The sequence below is a fragment of the Robiginitalea insularis genome (genome assembly GCF_052497835.1).
Map to the genome: position 1 here is coordinate 2,301,998 of NZ_CP199296.1, position 22,494 is coordinate 2,324,491.

Annotated in this window: 6 protein-coding genes; all 6 read right to left on the reverse strand. The window is 48.3% G+C overall.

What is annotated here, in order from left to right; translation table 11 throughout:
• Positions 1-41: 41 nt before the first annotated feature.
• From ACT6NV_RS10425 to ACT6NV_RS10450, 6 genes are read right to left on the reverse strand one after another with little or no spacing between them, the layout of a single operon-like run.
• Positions 42-1,082: a response regulator gene (locus ACT6NV_RS10425; protein ID WP_445384389.1), complete on the reverse strand. Its 1,041-nt coding sequence runs from the start codon at positions 1,080-1,082 to the stop codon at positions 42-44.
• Positions 1,082-1,456, reverse strand: a complete 375-nt coding sequence (locus ACT6NV_RS10430) for a response regulator (RefSeq protein WP_445384390.1) — start codon at positions 1,454-1,456, stop codon at positions 1,082-1,084. The genes ACT6NV_RS10425 and ACT6NV_RS10430 overlap by 1 nt, the downstream gene beginning before the upstream one ends.
• Positions 1,457-1,486: 30 nt before the next feature.
• Complete coding sequence (locus ACT6NV_RS10435) at positions 1,487-5,032, reverse strand: two-component regulator propeller domain-containing protein (RefSeq protein WP_445384391.1); 3,546 nt, start codon at positions 5,030-5,032, stop codon at positions 1,487-1,489.
• Positions 5,029-7,170, reverse strand: coding sequence for an ATP-binding protein (locus ACT6NV_RS10440; RefSeq protein WP_445384392.1), 2,142 nt, complete (start codon positions 7,168-7,170; stop codon positions 5,029-5,031). The genes ACT6NV_RS10435 and ACT6NV_RS10440 overlap by 4 nt, the downstream gene beginning before the upstream one ends.
• Positions 7,167-14,696 (reverse strand): ATP-binding protein, encoded by a 7,530-nt coding sequence (locus ACT6NV_RS10445; RefSeq protein ID WP_445384393.1) that lies wholly within the window; start codon positions 14,694-14,696, stop codon positions 7,167-7,169. Before ACT6NV_RS10445 ends, ACT6NV_RS10440 begins: the two co-directional genes overlap by 4 nt.
• Entirely contained in the window at positions 14,693-22,369 is a 7,677-nt protein-coding gene (locus ACT6NV_RS10450; RefSeq protein WP_445384394.1) for a sensor histidine kinase, read from the reverse strand. The genes ACT6NV_RS10445 and ACT6NV_RS10450 overlap by 4 nt, the downstream gene beginning before the upstream one ends.
• Between the last annotated feature and the right edge of the window lie 125 nt (positions 22,370-22,494).

The window sequence follows — 22,494 nt, forward strand, 5'->3', positions numbered from 1 at the left end:
AAGCTGAATATTGCATGCAGGGCGCATTCCATATCCGGACATTACTCCAGCACTTCGTACAGCGTAACCGGCTTTGCCTTGTTCTTCAGTTCAAAATCGCCCAATTTTTTGCATTTAAAGGCCTCTTTGACCTGCAGGTAGCAGGCTTCTGATATTACAATCTGGTTTTCTGCAGCCAGTCCCTGCAGCCGGGCGGCCACATTTACAGTGTCCCCGATCACGGTGTAATCCAGTCGTTTTAAGCTGGCAGACCCAATATTTCCGGAAACCATCTCCCCGCTCTTGAGCCCGATGGAAACCTTGGGACGGTAACCGGTCTGGTCATCCGATTCGGGGAACTGATTTATTTTTTGCCGGATTGCCAGGGCGGTATCAATGGCCCGGTCCAGGTGGTATTCCCCGCGAAAAACAGCCATCACGGCGTCCCCCATAAATTTGTCTACATAGCCTTCCTGGGCAATGATCTCTCCTACCATCAGGTCAAAATAGGCATTCAGAAGCGTCACGACTGTATCCGGTTCCGTTTCCTCACTGATGGCCGTAAAACCACAAACATCGATAAACATGACGGTGGCTTCGATATTTTCGTTGGTCATCATGGTATTTTCCACCATTTGCCCCCCCATAAAGCTCAGGACGTTTTCATCCACGTACATTTTCAGGATATTGTTTTCCTTGATGGCTTTAAGTGTTTCCTTCAGCTGGTTTACATGCTTCAGGGTCTTTTCCATGGTAATGGTGAGGTCTTCGAAATTGATTGGTTTCGTGATGAAATCAAACGCCCCCCGGTTCATGGCCGTACGGATATTATCCATATCGCCGTAGGCCGATACAATGACTGCCTTTAGCAGCGGATTTAAATCATGGAGCTTGGAAAGCAGGGTTAGCCCGTCCATCTCCGGCATGTTAATATCAGACAGGACCAGGTCCACACCCGGGTCCTGACTTAATTTTTCAAGCGCCTCCTTTCCATTATAGGCAAATAAGAACTCGTAATCGTTTTGACGGATCTGTTTCCGGAATTTCTGTTTGATCAGTACTTCCAGGTCGGTCTCGTCATCCACCACTAATATTTTTGCCATCACGACAGGTTTAAAAGTTTTTCTTTAAGAATGCTGAAATCCAGTGGTTTTGTGAGGAATTCATTAGCTCCCAGCCGGGCGGCCGTAGAACGATTTTGTTCATCCCCATAGGCCGAAATCATCATCACCACAGGGGGTGGGTTATCGTAATTTTTGCGGATTTTTTCAAGCAACTCCAAACCACTCATCCCCGGCATGTTGATATCCGATAAAATTAATACTGCCTCATGGTCCATCGAATTTAGTTTTTCAAGGGCCTGTTCGCCTGAAAAGGCAAAGACGAATTCAATGACCTCCTTGCGGATTTCTTTGCGAAACCGCTGCTGGAAGAGCAATTGTACGTCTTTTTCGTCGTCTACTACCAATATTTTCATAGGTATTCTGGATTTATTTTTCTTTCAGTTTCATGAACCCTTCTTTTGTTCGGACTGATTCAAAGGCAATTCGATAGTGAAGGTGGTTCCGTCTCCGTTAGCGGATTCTACCTTTAATTCCCCTCCATGTCCTTTGGTTACTATCTCGTAACTCATGCTAAGGCCCAGGCCGGTTCCCCGTCCGGAGGGCTTAGTGGTAAAAAAGGGCTCAAAAATCCTTTTTATAATTTTCTCGGGGATACCCGAGCCATTGTCTTTTACTTCAATTTGAACTTTGTTTTTGCTTGTTCGGGTGCTTACAAGCACTTTTGGCTTAAAGTTTTCTCCGGTTTCCTTCCTTTTTTCCTGTACGGCGTGGAAGGCATTGGTGATCAGGTTCAGGATCACCCGTCCGATATCCTGCGGGACTATTGAGATCTCACCAAGTTTGGGATCAAAATGGGTTTCCATATCTACGTTGAAAGACTTATCCTTGGCACGGAAACCATGGTAAGCCAGGCGCAGGTATTCATCGGCCAGCGCATTGATATCTGTAGGTTCTTTTTTTCCGTCGCTGTTCCGGCTGTGTTGTAACATCCCTTTTACGATGGAATCTGCCCGTTGCCCGTGGTGGGAAATCTTCTCGAGGTTCTGGTCAATATCCGTAAGCAATTCCTGCTCCAGTGCCCAGTTGCGCTCCTTGGGTTTTTTGGAGGCCTCCTCCTTGAGTTCCTCTATTAGTTCCCGATTTACATCAGAGAAATTATTGACAAAGTTGAGCGGGTTCTGAATTTCATGGGCAATCCCTGCGGTAAGTTCCCCAAGGCTTGCCATCTTCTCGGACTGTATCAGCTGGTCCTGGGTGGCCTTTAGTTCGGCATAGGCTTTTTTGATTTCCTTTGCCTGCTCCAGTTCCCTGGCACGCGCCTCCTCCTTGGCCCTGGCAAGGGTACGGGCTTTCTGGTACAGGTGAATTCGATATCCGATGAAAGCCAGTACAACGAAATAAAGCAGATATGCCCACCCATTTTGCCACCAGGGCCGGTTTATAGTAACCTGCATTTGGATGCCCGCTTCATTCCATACCCCGAGCCCGTTGGACCCCCTGATCCGAAAGGTATACTGTCCTGGATCCACGTTCACATAATAGGGTGTTTCCCCATTTCTGAGGTCACTGCGCCATCCCCTGTCATATCCCTCCAGCATAAATTGCAGGGTATTGGATTCGGGCCGGTAAAAGTCAAAGCAGGCTACCGCAAAGGCGAAGGTGTTTTCGCTGCTGCCAAGGGTAATTTCAGTAGTCTCCCAGATCGGTTTTTTCAATATATTCCCTTTCTGTCCGGCAATACCACTGGCCATAGCCTCATCCATTAATTTAAATCCGGTAATTCTTAAATCGGGTTCCTTTGCTTCGGCCTTATTCAGAAGTGAATCCGGGTTGAAGGCGTGGAAACCGCTCCAGCGGGCAAAAAGAAGGTCTCCATCCCGGGTGGATGCCCCAATATTGGTGCTCCCGGAAACGGGCCGGACTCCGTGATAAGAATCATAAACGGAAAAAGTTTCCAGCAGAGGATCAAAAGCTACTAACTGATCCGGGGTATTTAGCCAGATTTGCCCATTAGGATGCATTGCGATCCCGTTGATACTTTTTCCCGGCAAAAGACTGTTACTGGCTGAAAAACGCTTTAAATCCTTAGTATTAGGGTTGAGCTTGTAAAAGCCTTGATTCCAGTCAATAAACCAGAAATTACCATTTGAATCCTGAACCAGCTTAGAGATAATCCCTGCGGGTAATTTTCTTGCAATATAGGGTTCAAATACCCGGGTTTGAGGATCTAATCGATCCAAAAACGGAGGGTTATCCGCACCACCTCCAGCATCTCCGCCCCCTATCCAGATGTAACCATCCGCGTCTTCCAGGATGGCCCATACAAAGGGTCCGGAAATTCCCCCGGGGCTTGTCGGGTCATACTCAAAAACCTCATAATTTTCCAAATCGGAATCGTATCGGATCAGGCCATGGTTCCAATATGGTAACCAGATATCACTGGTACTGCTTTGGAACATAGGGGCAACCCACCATTGTTCTGGCCCGGCGACTTCTGGCAGGAACTTTTGGAAATTTTCCGTATCGGGATTCCCAATAAAATATCCGACGCTCGTTCCCACCCAAATGTTACCAGCAATATCTGTTGTAAGGCTTCCTATAAACCCCTGCAGGTTATCCGATGGGCCATTAGGATCCAGTTTTATCTTTTTAATGGCATTTGTTTCTTTATCAACCTTCCACAAGGCAGAAACCTGAGGGGTGATAAAAGGGGTAGGGGGGGATTGCGCGATCCAGATATCCCCGTTGCGATCTTCCAGGATGCCCCTTTTGACCGTTGCCGTGTCCCGGAGTTCAGGAAAATAATAATAGGGAAAGCGGAATTTGTTCTCCAGTACCTTGTAAACCGCCCTGCCTTCCCCGGCCGTGGTGACCCAGATGGTACCATCATCACTCTGGTACGCCTGCCAGATGAAATTGGATTTAAGGTCCGAGTCTCCTTCCCCGGCTTCGAAATGCCAGTTCATTCCGGCTTCGGGATCATATACGTTCAGACCGCTATATACGGCAGATATCCATAGCCTGTTCTGGTCATCCTCAAAAAAAGAGGTGATGTGGCTATACTGTTGGGTATTGCCTGTTTCTTCTCCTTCAAGGTAGGGCATGGAAGGCCTGGTGGAATCATTGGGATCAAACGGGTACTGTTCGAAGGTTTTGGTTTTTCGATCGAACAAATGCAATCCGTCTGATGCGGTACCCACCCAAAAATTGCCTTTGCTGTCTTCAAAAATACTGCCAACCTTATTATTACTGAGGCTTTTGGGATTTTCGGGATTGTGCAGGAACCGTTCAAAGGAATCGGTTTCCGGATTGTAGCGGTTCAGGCCACCCCTGCCATCCGGAGTCCAGGCAATTCCGGTAGCCACCCATAGGGTTCCTTCGGAATCCACATAAAGATCTCTAACATCATTATTTGAAAGGGAAGTAGGATCTTCGGGATTATGCGAATACCGCCTGAATTTACCTGTTTCCTTATGTAACCTGGAGAGTCCCTGCCTGCCCCCTATCCAGATGTTGCCTTCCGTATCTTCTGCAATTGCCCCGGTTTCCCCGGGCATTATGGATTCGGGGTCGTTCGGATTGTGTATGTAACGGGTAAAGGTTTCTTCATCCGGCCTGAATTCTGTGAGACCCCCTCCGGACCAGTGGGTTAGCCAGAGCGTCCCGTTACTTTCCAGATACAGGGCTTCAATGTAGTTACTGATGGGGGTATTCTGGTTGATCGGATCCGAGTAAAAACTAATGAAGTTTTTACCGTCGTATCGATGCAGGCCGTCCTGTGAACCAAACCACATATAACCCAGGGAATCCTGTACCATTGCCTGTACACTGTTGCCCTCCGGGCCATTGGGGAGTTCCAGTGCCTCAAAGAAAAGGTCCAGGCCTGGCGCTGCGTCCGTATCCCCGTTTTGAGCAAAACCTGTGTGAATGGAAAAAAAGGTCCATAACACTAAAAGGGCGGAGATAGTAATGCGTGATCCTGGAATCATTGGTCAGGGGTATCTGTAGGTAAGATAACAAAAAATACCGCCCCTCTGCCTTGGGTGCTCTCCACTTTTAACTGGCCATTGTGCCCTTTGGTGACAATGTCATAGCTCATGCTCAGGCCCAGGCCTGTACCCTCTCCGGTCTTCTTGGTCGTAAAAAAGGGCTGGAAGATTTTGCCCTGTACGCCAGGAGGGATTCCCTTCCCATTGTCTTCTACCCGTATTTCAACCCCTTTTGCAGTTTTCCGGGTCCGTACCGCTACAGTGGGTTCATAATCTTCAGGAGCTTCTCTTTTCTTTTCCGAAACGGCATGGAAGGCGTTTGTAAAGAGGTTTAAGAGTACCCGCCCGATTTCCTGGGGAACCACATTTACCTTCTTTACGTCCGGGTCAAAGTCCGTTTCCAGGGTGGCGTTAAAGGATTTATCCTTGGCCCTAAGGCCGTGGTAGGCTAAGCGGAGGTATTCATCTGCCAGGGCGTTGAGGTTGGTAGGTTCCTTTTTGCCGTCCCCGCTGCGGCTGTGTTGCAGCATGCCTTTGACAATGCTGTCTGCCCTTTGCCCATGGTGGTTTATTTTTTCAAGATTTTGCTTTAAGTCCTCGGCAATGGCTTCTACTTCTTTAAAATCCCTGGCAGCAATCTCTGCTTTCATCTCGTCGATAAGCTCCTGGCTTACTTCGGAGAAATTGTTGACGAAGTTCAGGGGGTTCTTGATCTCGTGGGCAATCCCGGCGGTGAGTTCCCCCAGGGAAGCCATCTTTTCGGAGTGGATCAGCTGTGATTGAGTCTCCTTTAAATTGCGCAGGGATGTGTTAAGGGATTCAGTGCGCTCCCTTACCTGTTCCTCAAGGGTTCTTTTCTGTTCTTCCAGGATAGCCTCTTTCTCTTCGGATAGTTTTCTTACCTGTTCCAGGTTGAGCCTAAGTTCCTGACTGCGTTTTCCAAAGGCATATCCCAGATAGATGGCAATGCACATAGGCAAAACCACGAAGCCCAAGGGGTAGTAATTTCGAAAATCCTGCTCTTCAAGAATATCCAGTATATCAATAAAAATTATCGCAAAGAAAATAATGTGCAGAACACCTGATGCCAAGAATATTAGTGCTCCTACTCTGTGAGTTTTTATAGATAAAATACTAATTCGGATCGTTTCAAAAATGGCAAGCCCGCCGAAAATGGGGAGCAGGACATCCAGTCCGAAGAGAATAATCCCCATGATGCATCCACCACCCAATAGGGTTAAGCCCCAAAAAAATCTACCAAGGGGCCTTTCGAAGATTCGGTATATGCAAAAGAGAGCAAGCAATAAATAGAGGATCGCTAAGATTTGAACCGCCAGGTTGCTGTAATACCCGGAGCCTATACTTTCGAGTGTCATAATATTGGCGACCATGAAAAAGCAGAAGACCAGGCCGCAGAGGGCGAAATAACCATTTAATCGCTCTGTTGGAAAAAACAGGAAGTACAACAGGAATAGGACAAACATAAAGATGGCAATACCCGAGACCACATACATCGCGTTGGTCCAATATTCATTTTGGGCGTCTCCATAATTTAGCTTGAATTCCTTGGGATTTATATGGGAAAATGGACTTATCCTCAGCAATGCCTGTGGGTAAAGCGGGCTGGCCAATACGGGCCCGGGAGGTTTGAGATTCATAAAGCGTACCGCCAGTGTATGCTCGCCATAAGGACTTAATTTAAGGGGAAACATTTCTTTAAACCAGGGATTGTAGGCTTCAGCCTTTTTGGGGTCCGGGTTTATGGTCCCAAAACTGTAGAGGAGTTTTCCGTCAAGGAATATTTCCATGGCACCGGTTTGAAATACCCTCAGGAGTAGGATGTCATTCAGGTTACGGCCTAATTTGATGTATTTTCGGTACCATACGATCTCGTTAATCCCCAGGGTCTCGACGGAATCGAGTTTTACCAGATCTGAAGTCTCGGTAAAGCTTTTCCATGAGCTGTCATCAAACTCGGGTTGGGCCCAGTCCGGGTTATCTCCTTTCTGAAAGCGCCAATCGTTGCCTAGCCAAAGCGAGCGTCCGGAAAATTCTATACTGTCCAGGGCCGAATAAATCCGGTCCTGGCCCATAAGGCTCAGGGGAAGTAAGGCCAGAAGAACAAGTATTTTTCTCATGTGGAAAGCTGGTTTTTTATAGGCAATATGATGGTAAAGCAGCTGCCTTTGCCAGCTTTGCTTTCAACTTCCAGGGTCCCCCCATGCCCCTTGGTAACAATATCATAGCTCATGGAGAGCCCCAGCCCGGTGCCTTCCCCTGTGGGCTTGGTGGTAAAGAAGGGTTGAAAGATCTTCTCCTTAATATTTTCAGGAATACCCTCCCCGTTATCCTGAACTGAAATTTCCACACCATCAGATGTTTTTCGGGTGGTAATCCAAACGGTAGGGACATAGTTTTCGGACTCTTTGCTTTTCCGCTGGCTAACCGCATGAAAGGCATTGGTAATCAGATTAAGCAGTACGCGCCCGATGTCCTGGGGAATGACCTTCATCTCAACAATTGTTTCATCAAAATCCGTTTCCATGGTGGCGTTGAAAGATTTGTCCTTGGCCCTTAGCCCATGGTATGCGAGGCGAAGGTATTCATCGGCCAGCGCATTGATATCTGTAGGTTCTTTGGTATTGCCTCCGGCCCGGCTGTGCTGCAGCATTCCTTTAACTATACCATCTGCCCTCTTGCCATGGTGGCTGATCTTCTGCAGATTCTGCACTATATCCTGCAAAAGTGCTTTTGATTCTTCAAGGTCCCCATTCTCCAATTCTTCCAATAACTCTTCCAGTAGCTCCTCACTCACTTCGGAGAAGTTGTTGACAAAGTTTAACGGGTTCTGTATTTCGTGGGCGATCCCGGCGGTAAGCTCCCCCAGGGAGGCCATTTTTTCGGCGTGTACCAATTGCTGCTGGGTTAGTTGTAATTCTTTCAGGGCGTCTTCAGCCCTTTTCTTTTCTTCTTTTAAGCGCTGCAAGTCCAGGCGGGCCTGGGTGAGGTCACGGAAACGCGAATACGCCAGGGAAAATACCAGTGCCGCTCGTTTGAGCAGATTCCAACTCTCATCGCTCAGCCCTGCAGGGGTGGCAGCCCCTATTGCCCCATGGGAAAATTTGTACAGGTGATAGGTCCTTTCAGGGATCTCTTCCCCATAGTACCCGCGTAAGGCTGATGAGTGTTTTTCGCAATAGTTAATCCACTCTTTCCGTTCTTCACCTTTCATCTCAATGGATACTTGCTCCTCAGCGGATTCGTAAAATTTTAGCATCTGTCTGCCCACCCAGGTGTCTTTGAGGTCCAGGCTGAAGTGATCGGAGACCATCACTTTTTCCTGCTCCCGGATGTCTTTAATCGCAAACCAGCATTCCGTTTTCCCTACCTCATTATCGTGGATGTAAATACTGGAGGTTTCCAGTTCCTCCACCCCCAGAAGCCCCATTTCCCGTCTTAAAACCCGGGCAACATCCATTAGCTCTTCTGGTTCCTGCATGGCAAGGGCCCTTGCCCGCACCCGCTCCAGAGCCGTTTCTATTTTGGATTCACGGGTCTGTGCCTCTGCTCTTTGTAGGTCCTGAAAGCGGGTATAGGTTTGTTCAAACACCTTTCCGAATCTTTTGAAAATTTCATGTGCCTCGGGTACCGGTTCATATGTAATAAACATCAGAAAACCATGTGGAAAGTAGACGATATGAAAGATCTGGAAAGTTGGCAGCGATAAGCCGGCTGCACGGAGCTCATCTAAAATTTCCCCTACCGATGGCAGCGTACTCATAAAGTCATAATGCTTTACCAGCGCATCACCACCAAGTTCTGCCACATAGAAATCTTTTCCCTCCCGAGCAGGATCATAAAAATTGTAACCTTCTCCGATTGAAGGTAGTATAAACGGTTTTTGCAACTCCCCCTCGCTGCTCATGTTGCAGGAGGTTGCTTTTTTATCATCAGATGTCCATATGCAATAGCCAGCACTCCAGGCCGGGATGCCGAGCTCCTGTACCTGAAGGAAGAGGATATTGGCTGCTTCCGGTAATTCGTCACTACGCTGCATGGCCATGGTACGGGAGCGAACTTTTTCCAGAGCGGCTTCGATCTGTGCCTCCCGAGCCTGGGCTTCAGCCTTCTTGAGATCGGAAAATCGTGTATACGTTTGTTCAAAGGCTTTCGCAAAACGGATTAGGATCTGGTTCTTTTCTTCCGGTAATTTTTCTTCTCCAACTGCCTGTATCATCCCTTCCTTCATATAGTAAACGGAAACACAGGCCCGGTCTGCCACCCGCATCATTTTTTTCTGCTCCTGAGACAATTCATTAAAGGCTTCCTGATTAATTAAGAGGTCTTCATACTCCCTTTTCTCCTTACCTTCATACTCGATAACCTTAAAGCTGACCCCTTCCTCCCAGCCATTGTAGAATTCCTTCCATATCCTGTGTTCCAGTGGCATAACTTCGAACCGCTTTGGTAAAACGGTATCTATTTTGTTGGATAATAACATGTCCACGCCTCCGGTTTTTTCATTTTTGAGAGCCAGCACACACATCCAGGAATCAATCCCGGCAGCAACCAGTTGTTCGTATAGTGTTGCTACAACCTGTGGCAGTTCGTCACTGTGCTGCATGGCCATGGTGCGGGAGCGCACCTTCTCCAGGGCATTCTCGATTTGGGCTTCCCGTGCCTGTGCCTCCGCTTTTTTAAGATCGAGGAAACGGGCATAAGTCTGTTCAAAGACCCGGGTAAACCTGGCCAGCAAAACTTCTTCTTGTTCCGTCAGCACACACGGGCATACCAGGTGCAGGTATCCATGGGAAAAGTTAAAACAATAAAATACGGTTGGGTCCGGAAACTGGCTGCGTACCATTTCCTCAGCCTCTTTGGAATTAAAGGTGGTTATTGCAAATTCCAGATGGCTGTTTCGCACTTCACCCGCCACGGTTTGGTGAAAGATGGTTTGTTGTCGTTTCCAGGCCGCATAGCGCTCATCAAAAGTAGCATCCCCGTTTAAAGGCAGGTAAAACAAATCCATGGTATCCCCGCCCGGGGAGGTGACCCAGGTAAATTGCCTTTTGGCCTCCTCATTTACTTCCACATATCCGCAGGTTACGAAATTGGTAACCCCTAGTGCGAGAAGCTCCTTATATAAAAGGACGGCGACCTCTTTGAGTTCCTCTCCTTTCTGCATGGCCATCGTCCGGGTCCTGACCTTTTCAAGGGCCGTTTCTATTTGGGCCTCCCGGGCCTGTGCCTCGGCCTTTTTAAGGTCAAGGAAGCGGGTATAGGTTTGTTCGAAAACTTTAGCGAAGCGATTTAGGATCTCCGGTTCCGGATAGGGTTCAAGCGTAATTATCAATAAATAACCGTGTTTGAAGTAGGCCGCATTCCATTGCTGCCACTCAGGGAAGGAGAGCCCCTTGTCCAGTATTTCCTGGAAAAAAGGCCTGACTTCAGGTAACGACATCATGTATTTGTAATGCTCCTTTAATTCCTTTCCGGAAGCTTCAATGGCTACAAAATCGGAATTATTTACCCACCCCTGGTACATCCGCTTATGTGCCGGATCTGTGGTGTTGGGAATGGCAGCCGGAGGGAGGATTCCTTTTTCATATGCAAACCAAAACTCATCGGTTGTAGCATCCTTTTTGCATAATCCTAAACCACAACCCCAATAATTGCCCCCCAGGCCCTGTAATTGTTCAAAAAGGACAACCGCCACATCTGAGAGTTCCTCCGATTGCTGCATGGCCATTGTACGTGCCCTTACCCGCTCGAGTGCCGTTTCAATCTTCGCTTCTCTTGCCTGTGCCTCTGCCTTTTTCAGGTCCAGGAAGCGCGTATAGGTCTGATCAAAAACTTTTGCAAAACGCCTTAATAATAATGCAGATTCTTCCCTTATTTCCCGGTCCGACATTAACTCAAGATACCCCATAGCGAAAACGGCGCAATGAAAGAAAGTTGGATCCGGCATTTTCTTTAGAACCCGATCCTCTAATTCTGTTCGCTGGGATACGGGATAAACAAATTCATTATGATTCTTAAGACTTGATCCACCGACCTTTACCGTGAAAAACGCCTCCCCCGAATGCCAATTATCATAGAGCTCCTGGAGGATTTTATCCCCAAGAAGCGGCATTACGGATTTTTCAAGGTATTCGGATTCCGTTCGGGCACCCCAAACAATTTGCTGGTTATTGGGTTCGTCAAAGATGACTATGGAAGCATCCGAAAACTCACTGACCTCCAAATTTGTCAATTCGGTATGAAGGACCGTAGCAACTTCCACAAGTTCCTCACTTTTATGCATAGCCATAGACCTGCTCCTGACCCGTTCCAGTGCAGTTTCAATCTTCGCTTCCCTGGCCCGGGCCTCGGCATTTTTCAGGTCCAGGAAGCGGGTGTAGGTTTGTTCAATAACTTGTACAAAGCGGCGATAGGTCGGATAATTTCCGCTATCTAAGGCTTTAACGTCTACAATCTCAAGCAAGCCATATTTAAATGTGAAATAGGCAAAAAATATGTCTTCGGGTTTTCTCCACTCCTCCTTGACATCTTCAGGCAAGATGTGATTATAGGCTGTATCATTCAGCATAAAGTTGGTGTAGTCTTCCTTTTCTTTTCCCAGAAGACTAATTTCAAATTGCGGAGTCCCAGACAGCCATAAATCCCAGGTCTTTTTAACAATTTTATTGGTTAAGGGCACATCGCAGTAAAAAGGTAAATTCGACAGGTTTACCTCGGCATACCAATAACGCATAACCCGGGCCTCTTCGTTGCAAATAATTATTGAACAACCCCAATCATTAAAACCAAGGATCTGAATTTGTTCATATAAAAGTGCGACTACTTCCGAAAGCTCATCGCTGCGATGCATGGCCATTGTCCGGGCTCTCACGCGCTCCAGTGCAGTTTCAATCTTCGCTTCCCTGGCCCGGGCCTCGGCATTTTTCAGGTCCAGGAAGCGGGTGTAGGTCTGCTGGAAGACTTTTCCAAAACGGATTAAAACTTCATTCTCACGTTCTGAGTAAGGGGCAGCTTCAAAATTCTCAATATACAGGCCCACGGTATCCATCAGGACGGTTGATATGGCCAGGCCGGGTACTTTAAAATAATGAGCCTGAACTTCTTCCGGAATTTCGGGCAGGTGCTCAAAAAGATCTTTGTAGAACCGGTTTTTCTCATCAAAAGAAAGGAGGTTGGTAAATAGGCTGTCTCCGGATTCCCGCGCTTTTAAAAAACTATTCCAGTGAGGGGAGTCAAAATAGGGAAAGGTAATTTCAGGCTGTATGGCATTATGGTCTGCCAGCCAGATATGCATATCATCCCGGTTCTTGTAATCCAGGATAAAGCCCGTGTGTTCTACATGTATCCCCAGGGCCACAAACTGTTCAAAAATAACCTTGATCACAGCTTCCAGCTCATTACTGTTGTGCATGGCCATAGTGCGGGCCCGAACCCGCTCCAAGGCTAATTCGATTTCTGCTTCCCGTTTTTGTTTTTCTGCCTCCTTTAAATCTTCAAACCGCCTGTAGGCAAGATCAAACACCCCGGCAAAACGGACAAGGGTCTCCAGCGCTTCCGCAGGGGGCTCCGGTACCATTCCCGGCAGACTGAATCCGATCTCCCCATGGGTTGTGCGGGCCATTACAAAGGTGAGTCCACCAATGTGGCGGATGTCATCAGATGAAGGGGCCTGAGGGTCGATTTGCTGAAAATCCCCCAGGGAAACCATTTTATCCACATAGGCGACCGCTTCCTCAGCATCCATGGCGTAAACTACTGTGGACTCATCGCTTTTTTCCCAGGTAGCCAGCAGGGAAATATCCCCATGCATATGCCGTGGTAGTTCCATTACCATCCCAATCCGGGTGCCGTCTCCGGAGGTCATAGCCTTCTCATACCTTTCGGGAAGCCAGCGCATATGCCAGAAATAATGGGCCTGGTGCCCCAGTTTGACAAACTCCGTTCGCATGGTAACAACAATATCGAGAAGTTCAGAGGATTCCTGCATGGCCGTTACCTGGGCACGTATACGTTCCAGAGACAATTCAATCTGTGCCTCCCGGGCCTGCTCCTCTGCTTTTTTCAGATCCAAAAAGCGGGTATAGGTTTGCTCAAAAACCCCTGCAAACCGTCTGAAAATATCGTGGGCCTCGGGAACGGATTCGCGGGTAATAAACAACAGGTAGCCGTATTTGAAATAAACAACGTGGTCTATCTGATAGTCAGGGAAGGAGCCATTGGTTTTTTTAAGCTGCTGCAAAACTTCCCCCACTACCGGAAGGGTACTCATATATTCGTAATGGGCGATGCACACATCCCCCGAGAATTCCTTTACAAGAAGGGTTTCCCCTTTTTGTCCGGCATCGTAATATTCCTTGAATATCCCTTCTCGCGGAACAGTATAAGTTGGCAGGAGCCCTGCTTCGTTTCCGAACCATTCAATAGAATCGTTTTCCCTGTAAATATTGAAGGCACAGCCCCAGGTTTTGATACCGAGTGCCCGGACCTGTTCGTCCAGTAAATGCGAGGCCTCCGCCAGTTCGTCACTGTGCTGCATGGCCATTGTTCGCGCCCTCACCCGCTCCAGGGCCAGTTCAATTTCCGCTTCCCGCGCCTGGGCCTCCGCTTTGAGTAAATCGTTAAACCGCGTATAGGTAAGGTCGAAGACTTTTCCAAAACGGCTCAGTATTTCAAGGCTGTCCTTGGAAAGGGGTTCTTCCCCCACGGTTTGAAGCCCGCCAAAATTGCTGAAGGTAAAAGAGGCCACATAGCGCTCAGAGGCCTTCATCTGTTCTTGCACACTTGCAGGTACCCTCCTGAATTCCGTCTCTGAAAACAAATAGTTGTCATAAACCTCCTTCTCTTTCCCTTCAAGAACAATGACCCACTTTTTCTTCCGCTCCTTCCAGGCCCGGTACATTTCGTGATGGAAGCGAAAATCTTCAAACAACATATGATAGGATTCAGGGGGTTTTCCGATTTGCGGATTGGCACCCCAGACCGTGTTGGACATGCTCGCTTCATCAATAATATTGATCATGCACCAGGACAATGCCATGTCCAGGCCGGTCAGTTCCTTAAAAACGGTATCCACCAGATCGGAGAGCTCGTCGGACTGCTGCATGGCCATGGCCCTGGCCCGGACACGTTCCATGGCAGCTTCTATTTCCAGTTCCCGGGTCCTTTCCCTGATCTTAGCCTCCAGTTCTTCATTCTTTCTGCGCAGTCCCTGGTCCGGAAAGGCTTCTTCTTCGGCAATATCCGAATCCGGAGAGGAACCATGAAAATGGGTAACCTGCCATTTCCCTTCCGTTTTTTCAAGCAAGGTGGAAACCCTTACGTCTAATTGGTGGTCGTTTGCCGAAAAATAGAGCTTAAACTCCTCGAGGATCAGGTATATGGCTCCGTTGGCAAACAGACGCTCCCTTCGGGAAGTTCGGGTATACTTGAACTCCTGGCCTTTTAGTTGCTGCGCCTGCATCTCTGCCATCTTCCTGAGGTCTTCGCGCGTCCTGAAAATCTCATGAGCCGCCGAGCCATACCCCATAAATTCGGGATGTACGATGTGTTTGAGGTCTTCCACGGGCTTAAAATCCAGCAATACTGCTATCAACCGCTCATAAATGGAATGTCCATCAAATTTTTCCACCTTTTTATTCTTCATGACAAGGGCAGGTTGATTGTAAATTCCGTAAATTGATTTTCTTCCGACTCCACCGCAATATCTCCTCCATGTGCTTTAATGATATCGTAACTCAGAGAAAGTCCGAGCCCGGTACCCTGCCCGGTCGGTTTGGTGGTAAAAAAGGGTTGGAAGATTTTAGCCAGCACAGTTTCGGAGATCCCTTTTCCATTATCCTTGATAGAAATCAATACTTTATCTTCCTTTTTCCGGGTATTTACCCATACCGTAGGTGTAAATGAATTTCTTTCAGTACCCTTAAGTTCCTGGTTTTTTTCATTTACGGCATAAAAGGCATTGGTAAGCAGGTTAAGCAGTACCCGCCCAATGTCCTGAGGGACCAGCTCTATTTTATCAATACGCTCATCAAATGCCGTCTCTATTGTGGCATTAAAGGATTTGTCCTTGGCCCTAAGGCCATGATAGGCGAGGCGCAGGTATTCATCTGCCAGTACGTTAATATCTGTGGGTTCTTTTTTGCCATCCCCGCTGCGACTGTGTTGCAGCATCCCCCGTACGATCCCGTCGGCCCGCTGCCCATGATGCACTATTTTCTCCAGGTTCTGGATCAGGTCTGCAGTAATGGTTTTTACTTCCTCCATATCACCCCTGGCAAGTTCTTCCTGTAGTTCTTCCAGCAGTTCTTTGCTCACTTCTGAAAAATTATTGACAAAATTCAATGGGTTTTTGATCTCATGGGCGATCCCGGCAGTGAGTTCTCCCAGGCTGGCCATTTTTTCAGACTGAACGAGCTGGTTTTGGGTGGCCTTCAGGTCGGCCAGGGTTTTCTCCAATTGGTTAAAATCCTCGTAGCGCGCATAGGCTACCGAAAACGCATTGGCAAGGGATTGGACCAGCTCCATTTGATCAGTATCCAGCTGAACCTGACTGCCTACATAGAGCATCCCCTGATTAAAAGGCAGCATGTGAAGTACGAGGTGTTCAGGGGCATCCTTCCCGGACTGGTAGCGTTCCTGGTTATCGACCAACCCGTGCTCAGTAAGTTGTCGGGAAAAATCCAGAAATCCCTGCCGGTCCCATTCAGTGCAGAATACTTCCTGCATCTGCCAGCTTTTTACCATCTCGTCAAACACAGGAATAACTCCGAACCCGATTTGCCAGGCAGCCAGGGATTCGCCTTCGGGGTTCGAAAGGAATGAAAGGATTTTTTTTTCTTTTTCATTGACGATAAAGACCCCGCAACGGAAAAACGGCACGCCCAGAGTGGTTAGTTCGTTCCAGACAAGAGGGGTTATGCGTTTTAAGTCTGCTGCCGAACGCATGCTGGAGATCTCCCCCCGAATCCGTTCAATAGAGGCCTGTTTAAGGGCCTCCCCGGCGCGTTCCTCAGCTTTTTGTAAATCCAGGTAACGGGTGTAGGTTTGCCCGAAGACGGTTGCAAAGCGTTCCAGGATACGGATGATTTCGTCTGGCAGTGGAGATTCCGTAAAGGTGAATAAAAACCCGTCTGCGAAAGGAATACTGCGGTGATTCACGATTTCCGGAAGCTTGTCCAGATCGAATTCCGCAGGATAGTCGGGTGCCTCAGTGAGGTTGCGGAAATAGTCTATTAGGTCTTCCCCTTCAAGTTTATATGTAAAAAAAGGATCCGCCTGATCCCAGGCACGTTTCGCTCCCACCAGCAAGGGATGCGTTGTCATATCCAGCGACCCCTTGTGCAGAATGGTTTTGGAAGTCTCCGGGATGGATGCCGTCCAGACTTCCATGAGATCAGACTGGCTTAGGATGCCGATGCCTGCCCGCATGGATTTGTCTAATCCCAGCCCCAGCAGCTCTTCAAAAAAGGTGATAACCGTATTGGCAATGTCATCGGTGTTGTGCATGGCCATTGTCTTGGCCCGAATACGCTCCAGAGCTGCTTCAATCTGGGATTCCCTTGCCTGTGCCTCAGCTTTCTGCAAATCCAGAAAGCGGATGTAGGTTTGTTCGAAAACCTTGGCGATACGCTTGAAAATTTCATAATTTTCGGGATAGGAACAGGTAGATACAAAGACAAAAAAACCATGTAAAAAATAGGCAAAATGATAATACAGGCATTGCGGTAGCTCATTCGGTTTAAAAAATTGCAATTTGCTGTGCACCCCGTGCATATTATCGAAATGTTCCTTTACCTGCTCTCCGCAAATCTTTGTTTCGATTAATTCTTCACCATCCTTCCATCCTTTATACATGAGCCTGGTAAGCGGGTCCTTTTCATGGTCCACAACTATTTTTGGCATCTGCCCTACTGTTGGGTCGCCAATCCAGGCTTCACTTATGGGCTTTTCCGGATTTACTATGTGGATTCCCACTGCAAACACCTTTACTTGTAAACCATCGATTTGTTTGAGTAACAAGGCGTTGAGGTCTGTTAGCTCCTTGCTGTGGTGCATGGCCATAGATCGGGCCCGTACCCGTTCCAGGGCCGCTTCGATCTGGGCTTCCCGTGCTTGTTTTTCAGCTTTTTGAAGATCGAGAAAGCGGGTGTAAGCCTGTTCAAAAACCCTCCCCATACGCTTTAAAACATCGTTGTCCTGTTCTGAGAATGGCTTTCCGTGGTGATTGATGATAAAGATGCTGGTGTGTTTGAAGACGGCACAGGAACGGGTGTATCCGCCGGGTCTGCCCAGAATTTCCTTCTTCTGGGCGGAAGGTGTATTCTTGTAGGGAGGGTTTTTGAAAAGTTCCTCGAAAAAAGCCTTTTTCTCTTTTTGGGTAAAAGATTCAGTGAAAAAACCGGGCCCTTTCTTAATTCCTTTTAGTATTTCCGTGTAAATGGGCATATCTAAAAAGGGAATGTGTACTCTTTCGATATAATCGGCAGCACCTCCGGCGCCCCAACAAAGGAGCTCCCTATCAATGTCTTCGTTTACTGTAATGAAGGCCCCTCCTGATATATCCAGTTGCAGACTCAGGAATTGATCGTAAACGGTTTTGATCACCTCCTGCAATTCGGAACTGTTGTGCATGGCCAGGGAACGCCCCCTTACCTTTTCAAGTGCTGCTTCGATCTGAGCCTCCCGGGCCCGTTCTTCAGCATTCTGCAAATCCAGGAAACGCTGGTAAAGCCTGCTGAACTCAGTGGTAAAGCGCATCAGGATATCAGCCTCTTCGGGTGTGGACTCCCTGATCTGGTTCAAGCCTAAAAAGCCGAATTTACAATAAGCCTGCGTAGTGTACAGGCCGTTGGGGAAGTCCCGGGGAGCTACTTTTTCCCCTTCCGGCAGCTTTGAGAAGATACCGTCGAAGAGCTCCCAGATAGCCTCCAGGCCTTCCGGGGGAAATTCGATGCGTGTTATAGGGTCCGGGTCCTTGTCCGCGGATTTGATGTCATCGGAAATATGCTTCCAGTGCTCGGAGGCATCCAGGGAAATTTTTTCTTCCGCGATAATACGCTCCCCGTTCCGTCCCGTCATCCGATAGGTAAAGGCGTTTTCCTCCGGATGGAGCAGGGTAAGGTGCGTCCAGACCGTATCTACGCCCAGTAAGTTCAATTGCTGGAAGATAACGGAAAGCACTTCTGTGAGCTCGGTGGATTCCTGCATGGCCATCGCCCTGGCCCGTATGCGTTCCATGGAAGCTTCTATTTGTGCTTCCCGAGCCTGGGCTTCTGCTTTCTGCAGGTCCAGAAACCGCACATAGGTTTGCTCAAAAACCTGGCTAAACCGAAATAACAATTCCCGGGTTTCTGCCGAAACCGGCTCCGGAGCGGAAACCAGCAACAAACCGTGTTTAAAATAAGCTGCTGTATGAAACCGTTGGTCCCGCACCAGCTCCGGTTCAAAAGGCAGACCGATCTCCTCCTGTAAATATTTGAGCCATTGCCGCAGCTCTTTTCCTTTTTGCCGGAGCTCAAAGTGTTTTTTGCCTTCTTTCCAGGCCTTATATAATTTGGAGATGGTGGTGGGTTCTTCAATACTCCCCGTAAAAAGTTGGTTTATTTGCTGCCCGCCCTGCTGGGTAGACCACCATTCAATAATCCCTTCATCTTCACGGACAATCCCGATATTCAGGCGTTCCGGGGTAGCCCCAAGCCCCTCAATCTGCTGGAAAAGCTCTGCAGCCACTTCGCTGAGTTCATCACTCCGGTGCATGGCCATGGTACGGGCCCGCACCCGCTCCAGGGCCAGCTGGATTTCAGATTCCCGTGCCTGTGCCTCGGCCTTTTTCAGGTCCATAAATCGGATATACGCCTGTTCGAAAGCCCGGGTAAACCGGATGAGAATGGATTCGGCCTCCCCGCTCAGGGATTCTCCAGAAATAATGGAAAGGTATCCATGGCTGAAATTGAAGCAGTAGAAATAGGTGGGATCCGGGAAGTCGGAGGTCATTTGCCTTATCCGCTCTGATCCCAGGGTGGGCATGGCAAATGACATATGGGCTTTAAGTTCCTGTCCGCCCACCTTCTGGCAAAAGGCCGGTTCCCCTATTTTCCAGGCCTGGTATCTGTCATCCAGTACTTTGTCTCCCCGAAGCGGCAGGAAGTAGCCTTCACCCATGGAACCATCCGTCATGGTAGTCCAACCGGACTGTCGCTGTTCTCCTTCATCAACTTCCACAAAACCGCAATTAAAGAAACCCCGTACCTCCAGTTTATCGAGTTCCTGGAAGAGTACCACCGACAGGTCCAGCAATTCATCACTTTTGTGCATGGCCATAGACCGGGCCCGCACCCGTTCCAGGGCCGCTTCTATCTGGGCTTCCCGGGCCTGGGCTTCTGCCCTTTTTAACTCCAAAAAACGCTGGTAAACCATGCCAAACTCACTGGCAAAACGGCCTACAATAACCTTTTCCTCTTCTGTGGCAGGACGGGTATGGTTCATGCCAATATAGCCAAAGCGGCAGTGGCCCTGTGTAGTAAACAAGCCGTCGGGAAAATCGGATGGATAGATTTTATGCCCTTCCGGAAGTGCAGTCATCACAACATCCATGATTTCCCAGACCGCCGGGAGGATTTCAGGCGGGTATTCAATACAATCCACTGTCTGGTCCCCTCCGTTTTTCCAGTTTTCATAGGAGGCCTTCCAGCTTTCCACCGCTTCAATATCGATGATCTGTTCGGCGAGCACTTTATTGCTGGGGCTGGTCGTGATCCGCAGGCTGAAGGTCTTGTTTTCTTCGTCAAAAAGGGTAAGGTGGGTGAGGGCGGGGTTGATACCCAGAAAATCAAACTGTTCAAAAAGCACGCACAGCACATCCCCCAACTCCTCCGTTCCCTGCATGGCCATGGCCCGGGCACGAATCCGTTCCAAAGCCAGCTGTATTTCGGCTTCCCGCGCCTGAAGCTCGGCCTTCTGCAGGTCCAGGAAGCGGGTATAGGTTTGTTCAAAGACTTTTGCGAAACGTCCTATTATTTCAAGGGATTCCTGTGCAGGGGGCTCATTGGTGGTAATCCCGATACAGCCTTGTGCAAAGAAGACCGAGTTGATATAACGATGTTCTTTTAATTGCGTTTTATCAAATGGGATTCCAACTTCCCGATGCATGTAGCTTATCCATTGCTCCAGCTTTTTTCCGTGCAAATGCTGAACGATATATGGCTTTTTCCCCCAGGCTTCGTAAACTTCCTTTACAACCGGGGACTGGTCTACATGAAACGTAAATTGTTTGTTTACTTCGTAACCCTTTTGATCAGTAACCCAAATATCAAAATTCAGGCCTTCCTTGTTGCCTATAGCGATATTAAACCGCTCCGGGGTATGGACCAGTTTGCTAATCTGTTCAAATAAAACGGCGGCCACTTCACCCAGCTCAGTACTTTTATGCATCGCCATGGTCCGTGCCCGGACCCGTTCCAAAGCAGCCTCGATCTGGGATTCGCGGGCCTGTTTTTCTGCCTTCTCCAAGTCCATAAAGCGGATATAGGCTTGTTCAAAAACCCCGGCAAATCGTTTCAGGATTTCTGCATCCTGTTCCGTGTACGCCTGGTCGGTATAGCGCACTATCTGTATCCCGGAATTTTTTTTAGGGGCAATCAGCGTGGTGAACGCCTCTGAAGACACCATCTTTTTTTTGAGCGCTTTCGGAAATTCCCCATGGGTGAGCAAGCGATCTATGTATTCCTTTTTGACCTTCCCTGAATAGGTCCTTGCGAACAGTTCAGGCCGGTCTCTGAGCATCTTATTGTAATCGCGCTGTACTTTGGTTTCTTCGTTGTAAGGAATACGCAGGGCTTCACCCATTGGTGCCCCGCCAACCCATACATCGTAATCCTGCTTTGCTTCAATTGCCCCGCTCATCCCAACAGCATCCATTTCAATCCCCAGCGCACTTAGCTGCTCGTAAATCGCATTGGCCACCAGTTGCATTTCACTGGTGCTGTGCATGGCCAGGGATTGTGCCCGGACCCTTTCTAGGGCAGCTTCGATTTGTGATTCCCGTGCCTGCTGCTCTGCTTTTTGAATATCCAGAAAACGCGTATAGGCCTGTTCAAAGACCTTGGCAAACCGTTCCATGATGGTTTTATCCTCTTCTGTAGGTTCTTCTACCGTAGTTTTGCTAAGGAAGCCATAGTTGTGGCGCGCCTCGAGGAATTCAAGTCGATTATTCTTGAGCTTTTTCTGTAATATGGTAAAGTAATTTGAATCGGTTATCTGATCGCAAGCCTCCATAAATTGATCCACTTCCGCCATTGTTTTAAGCGACGTATAGGAGAAAGTAGCGCCCGATCTCCAGGATTTAATGGCAGTTTCTTCAAATGGGGCGGTGGGCATCTTAAAATGGGTGGGTTCCTCGTAAATGCCGTCTAATGGCGAGAACCAGATATCAAAATAACCCTCCTCCAAATGAAAAATGTTTATCCAGGCTTGCTCGAAAGGGATATTCAGCTGCTTTAACTCTTCAAAGAGCACCTGTACCACCGACGCGATATCCGCTGTTTTATGCATGGCCATGGACGCAGCCCGGACCCTTTCCAGCGAAGCTTCGATTTGGGCTTCCCGTGCCTGGGCTTCAGCCTTTTGGATATCCAGAAAGCGCTGGTATACCCTGCCAAACTCAGTGGCGAAACGGGTGAGGATATCAATTTCTTCCTCCGTGGGTTTCCGGGTATGGGTATATCCGATATAGCCGAATTTACAGTGCCCCTGCACACTGTAGCCTCCCTCCGGGAAATGCTCGGCCGTTAGGCGTTCTTCTTCGGGCATGGCAGAAAAGGTCTCCTGCATCAGGCTGAACAGCTGGCGGGCGTCCTCCTGCGAATAAAAGAGTAATTCAACATCCTCAGAGTCCCCCCGCTTCCATTTTTCATACAAATCCTGCCAGATTTGCATCCCTTCGATAGCTACTTCCTGCTGGGCCTGAATCCGGTGTCCTGAAGTCCCTGTAGACTGGTAGATGAAGGTATTTTTATCGGGGTTCCACAAGGTCAGCCATACGGTGAGCGGTTTTATCCCCAAAAGATCAAATTGCTGGAAAAGCAGGCTGAGTACTTCGCTTATTTCATCTGAAGACTGCATGGCCATAGAACGGGCCCTGACCCTTTCCAGGGCTGTTTCTATTTCCAATTCCCGCTGTTGGGAAAGTAGTTTGTTTTCATTTTCTGCGAGCAGGTTTTCAGTTTCGCTCAATTGTCCGAGCAATTCCTCCTTTTTTTCAGGGGAAATAGACTTGGAAGCGGATATTACATCCTTAAGTTTATTCAGGTTTGGATTCATGCGAATGGAGCGGTCCTAAATTTAAATCCAACGGATGTTTGCCTGTAATTCATCGGGAATGAAAATTGTGGTGGCTCACCTGAGGTGAAGCTATTCTTGCAGGAAGTTACTAAAAAACCATTGAT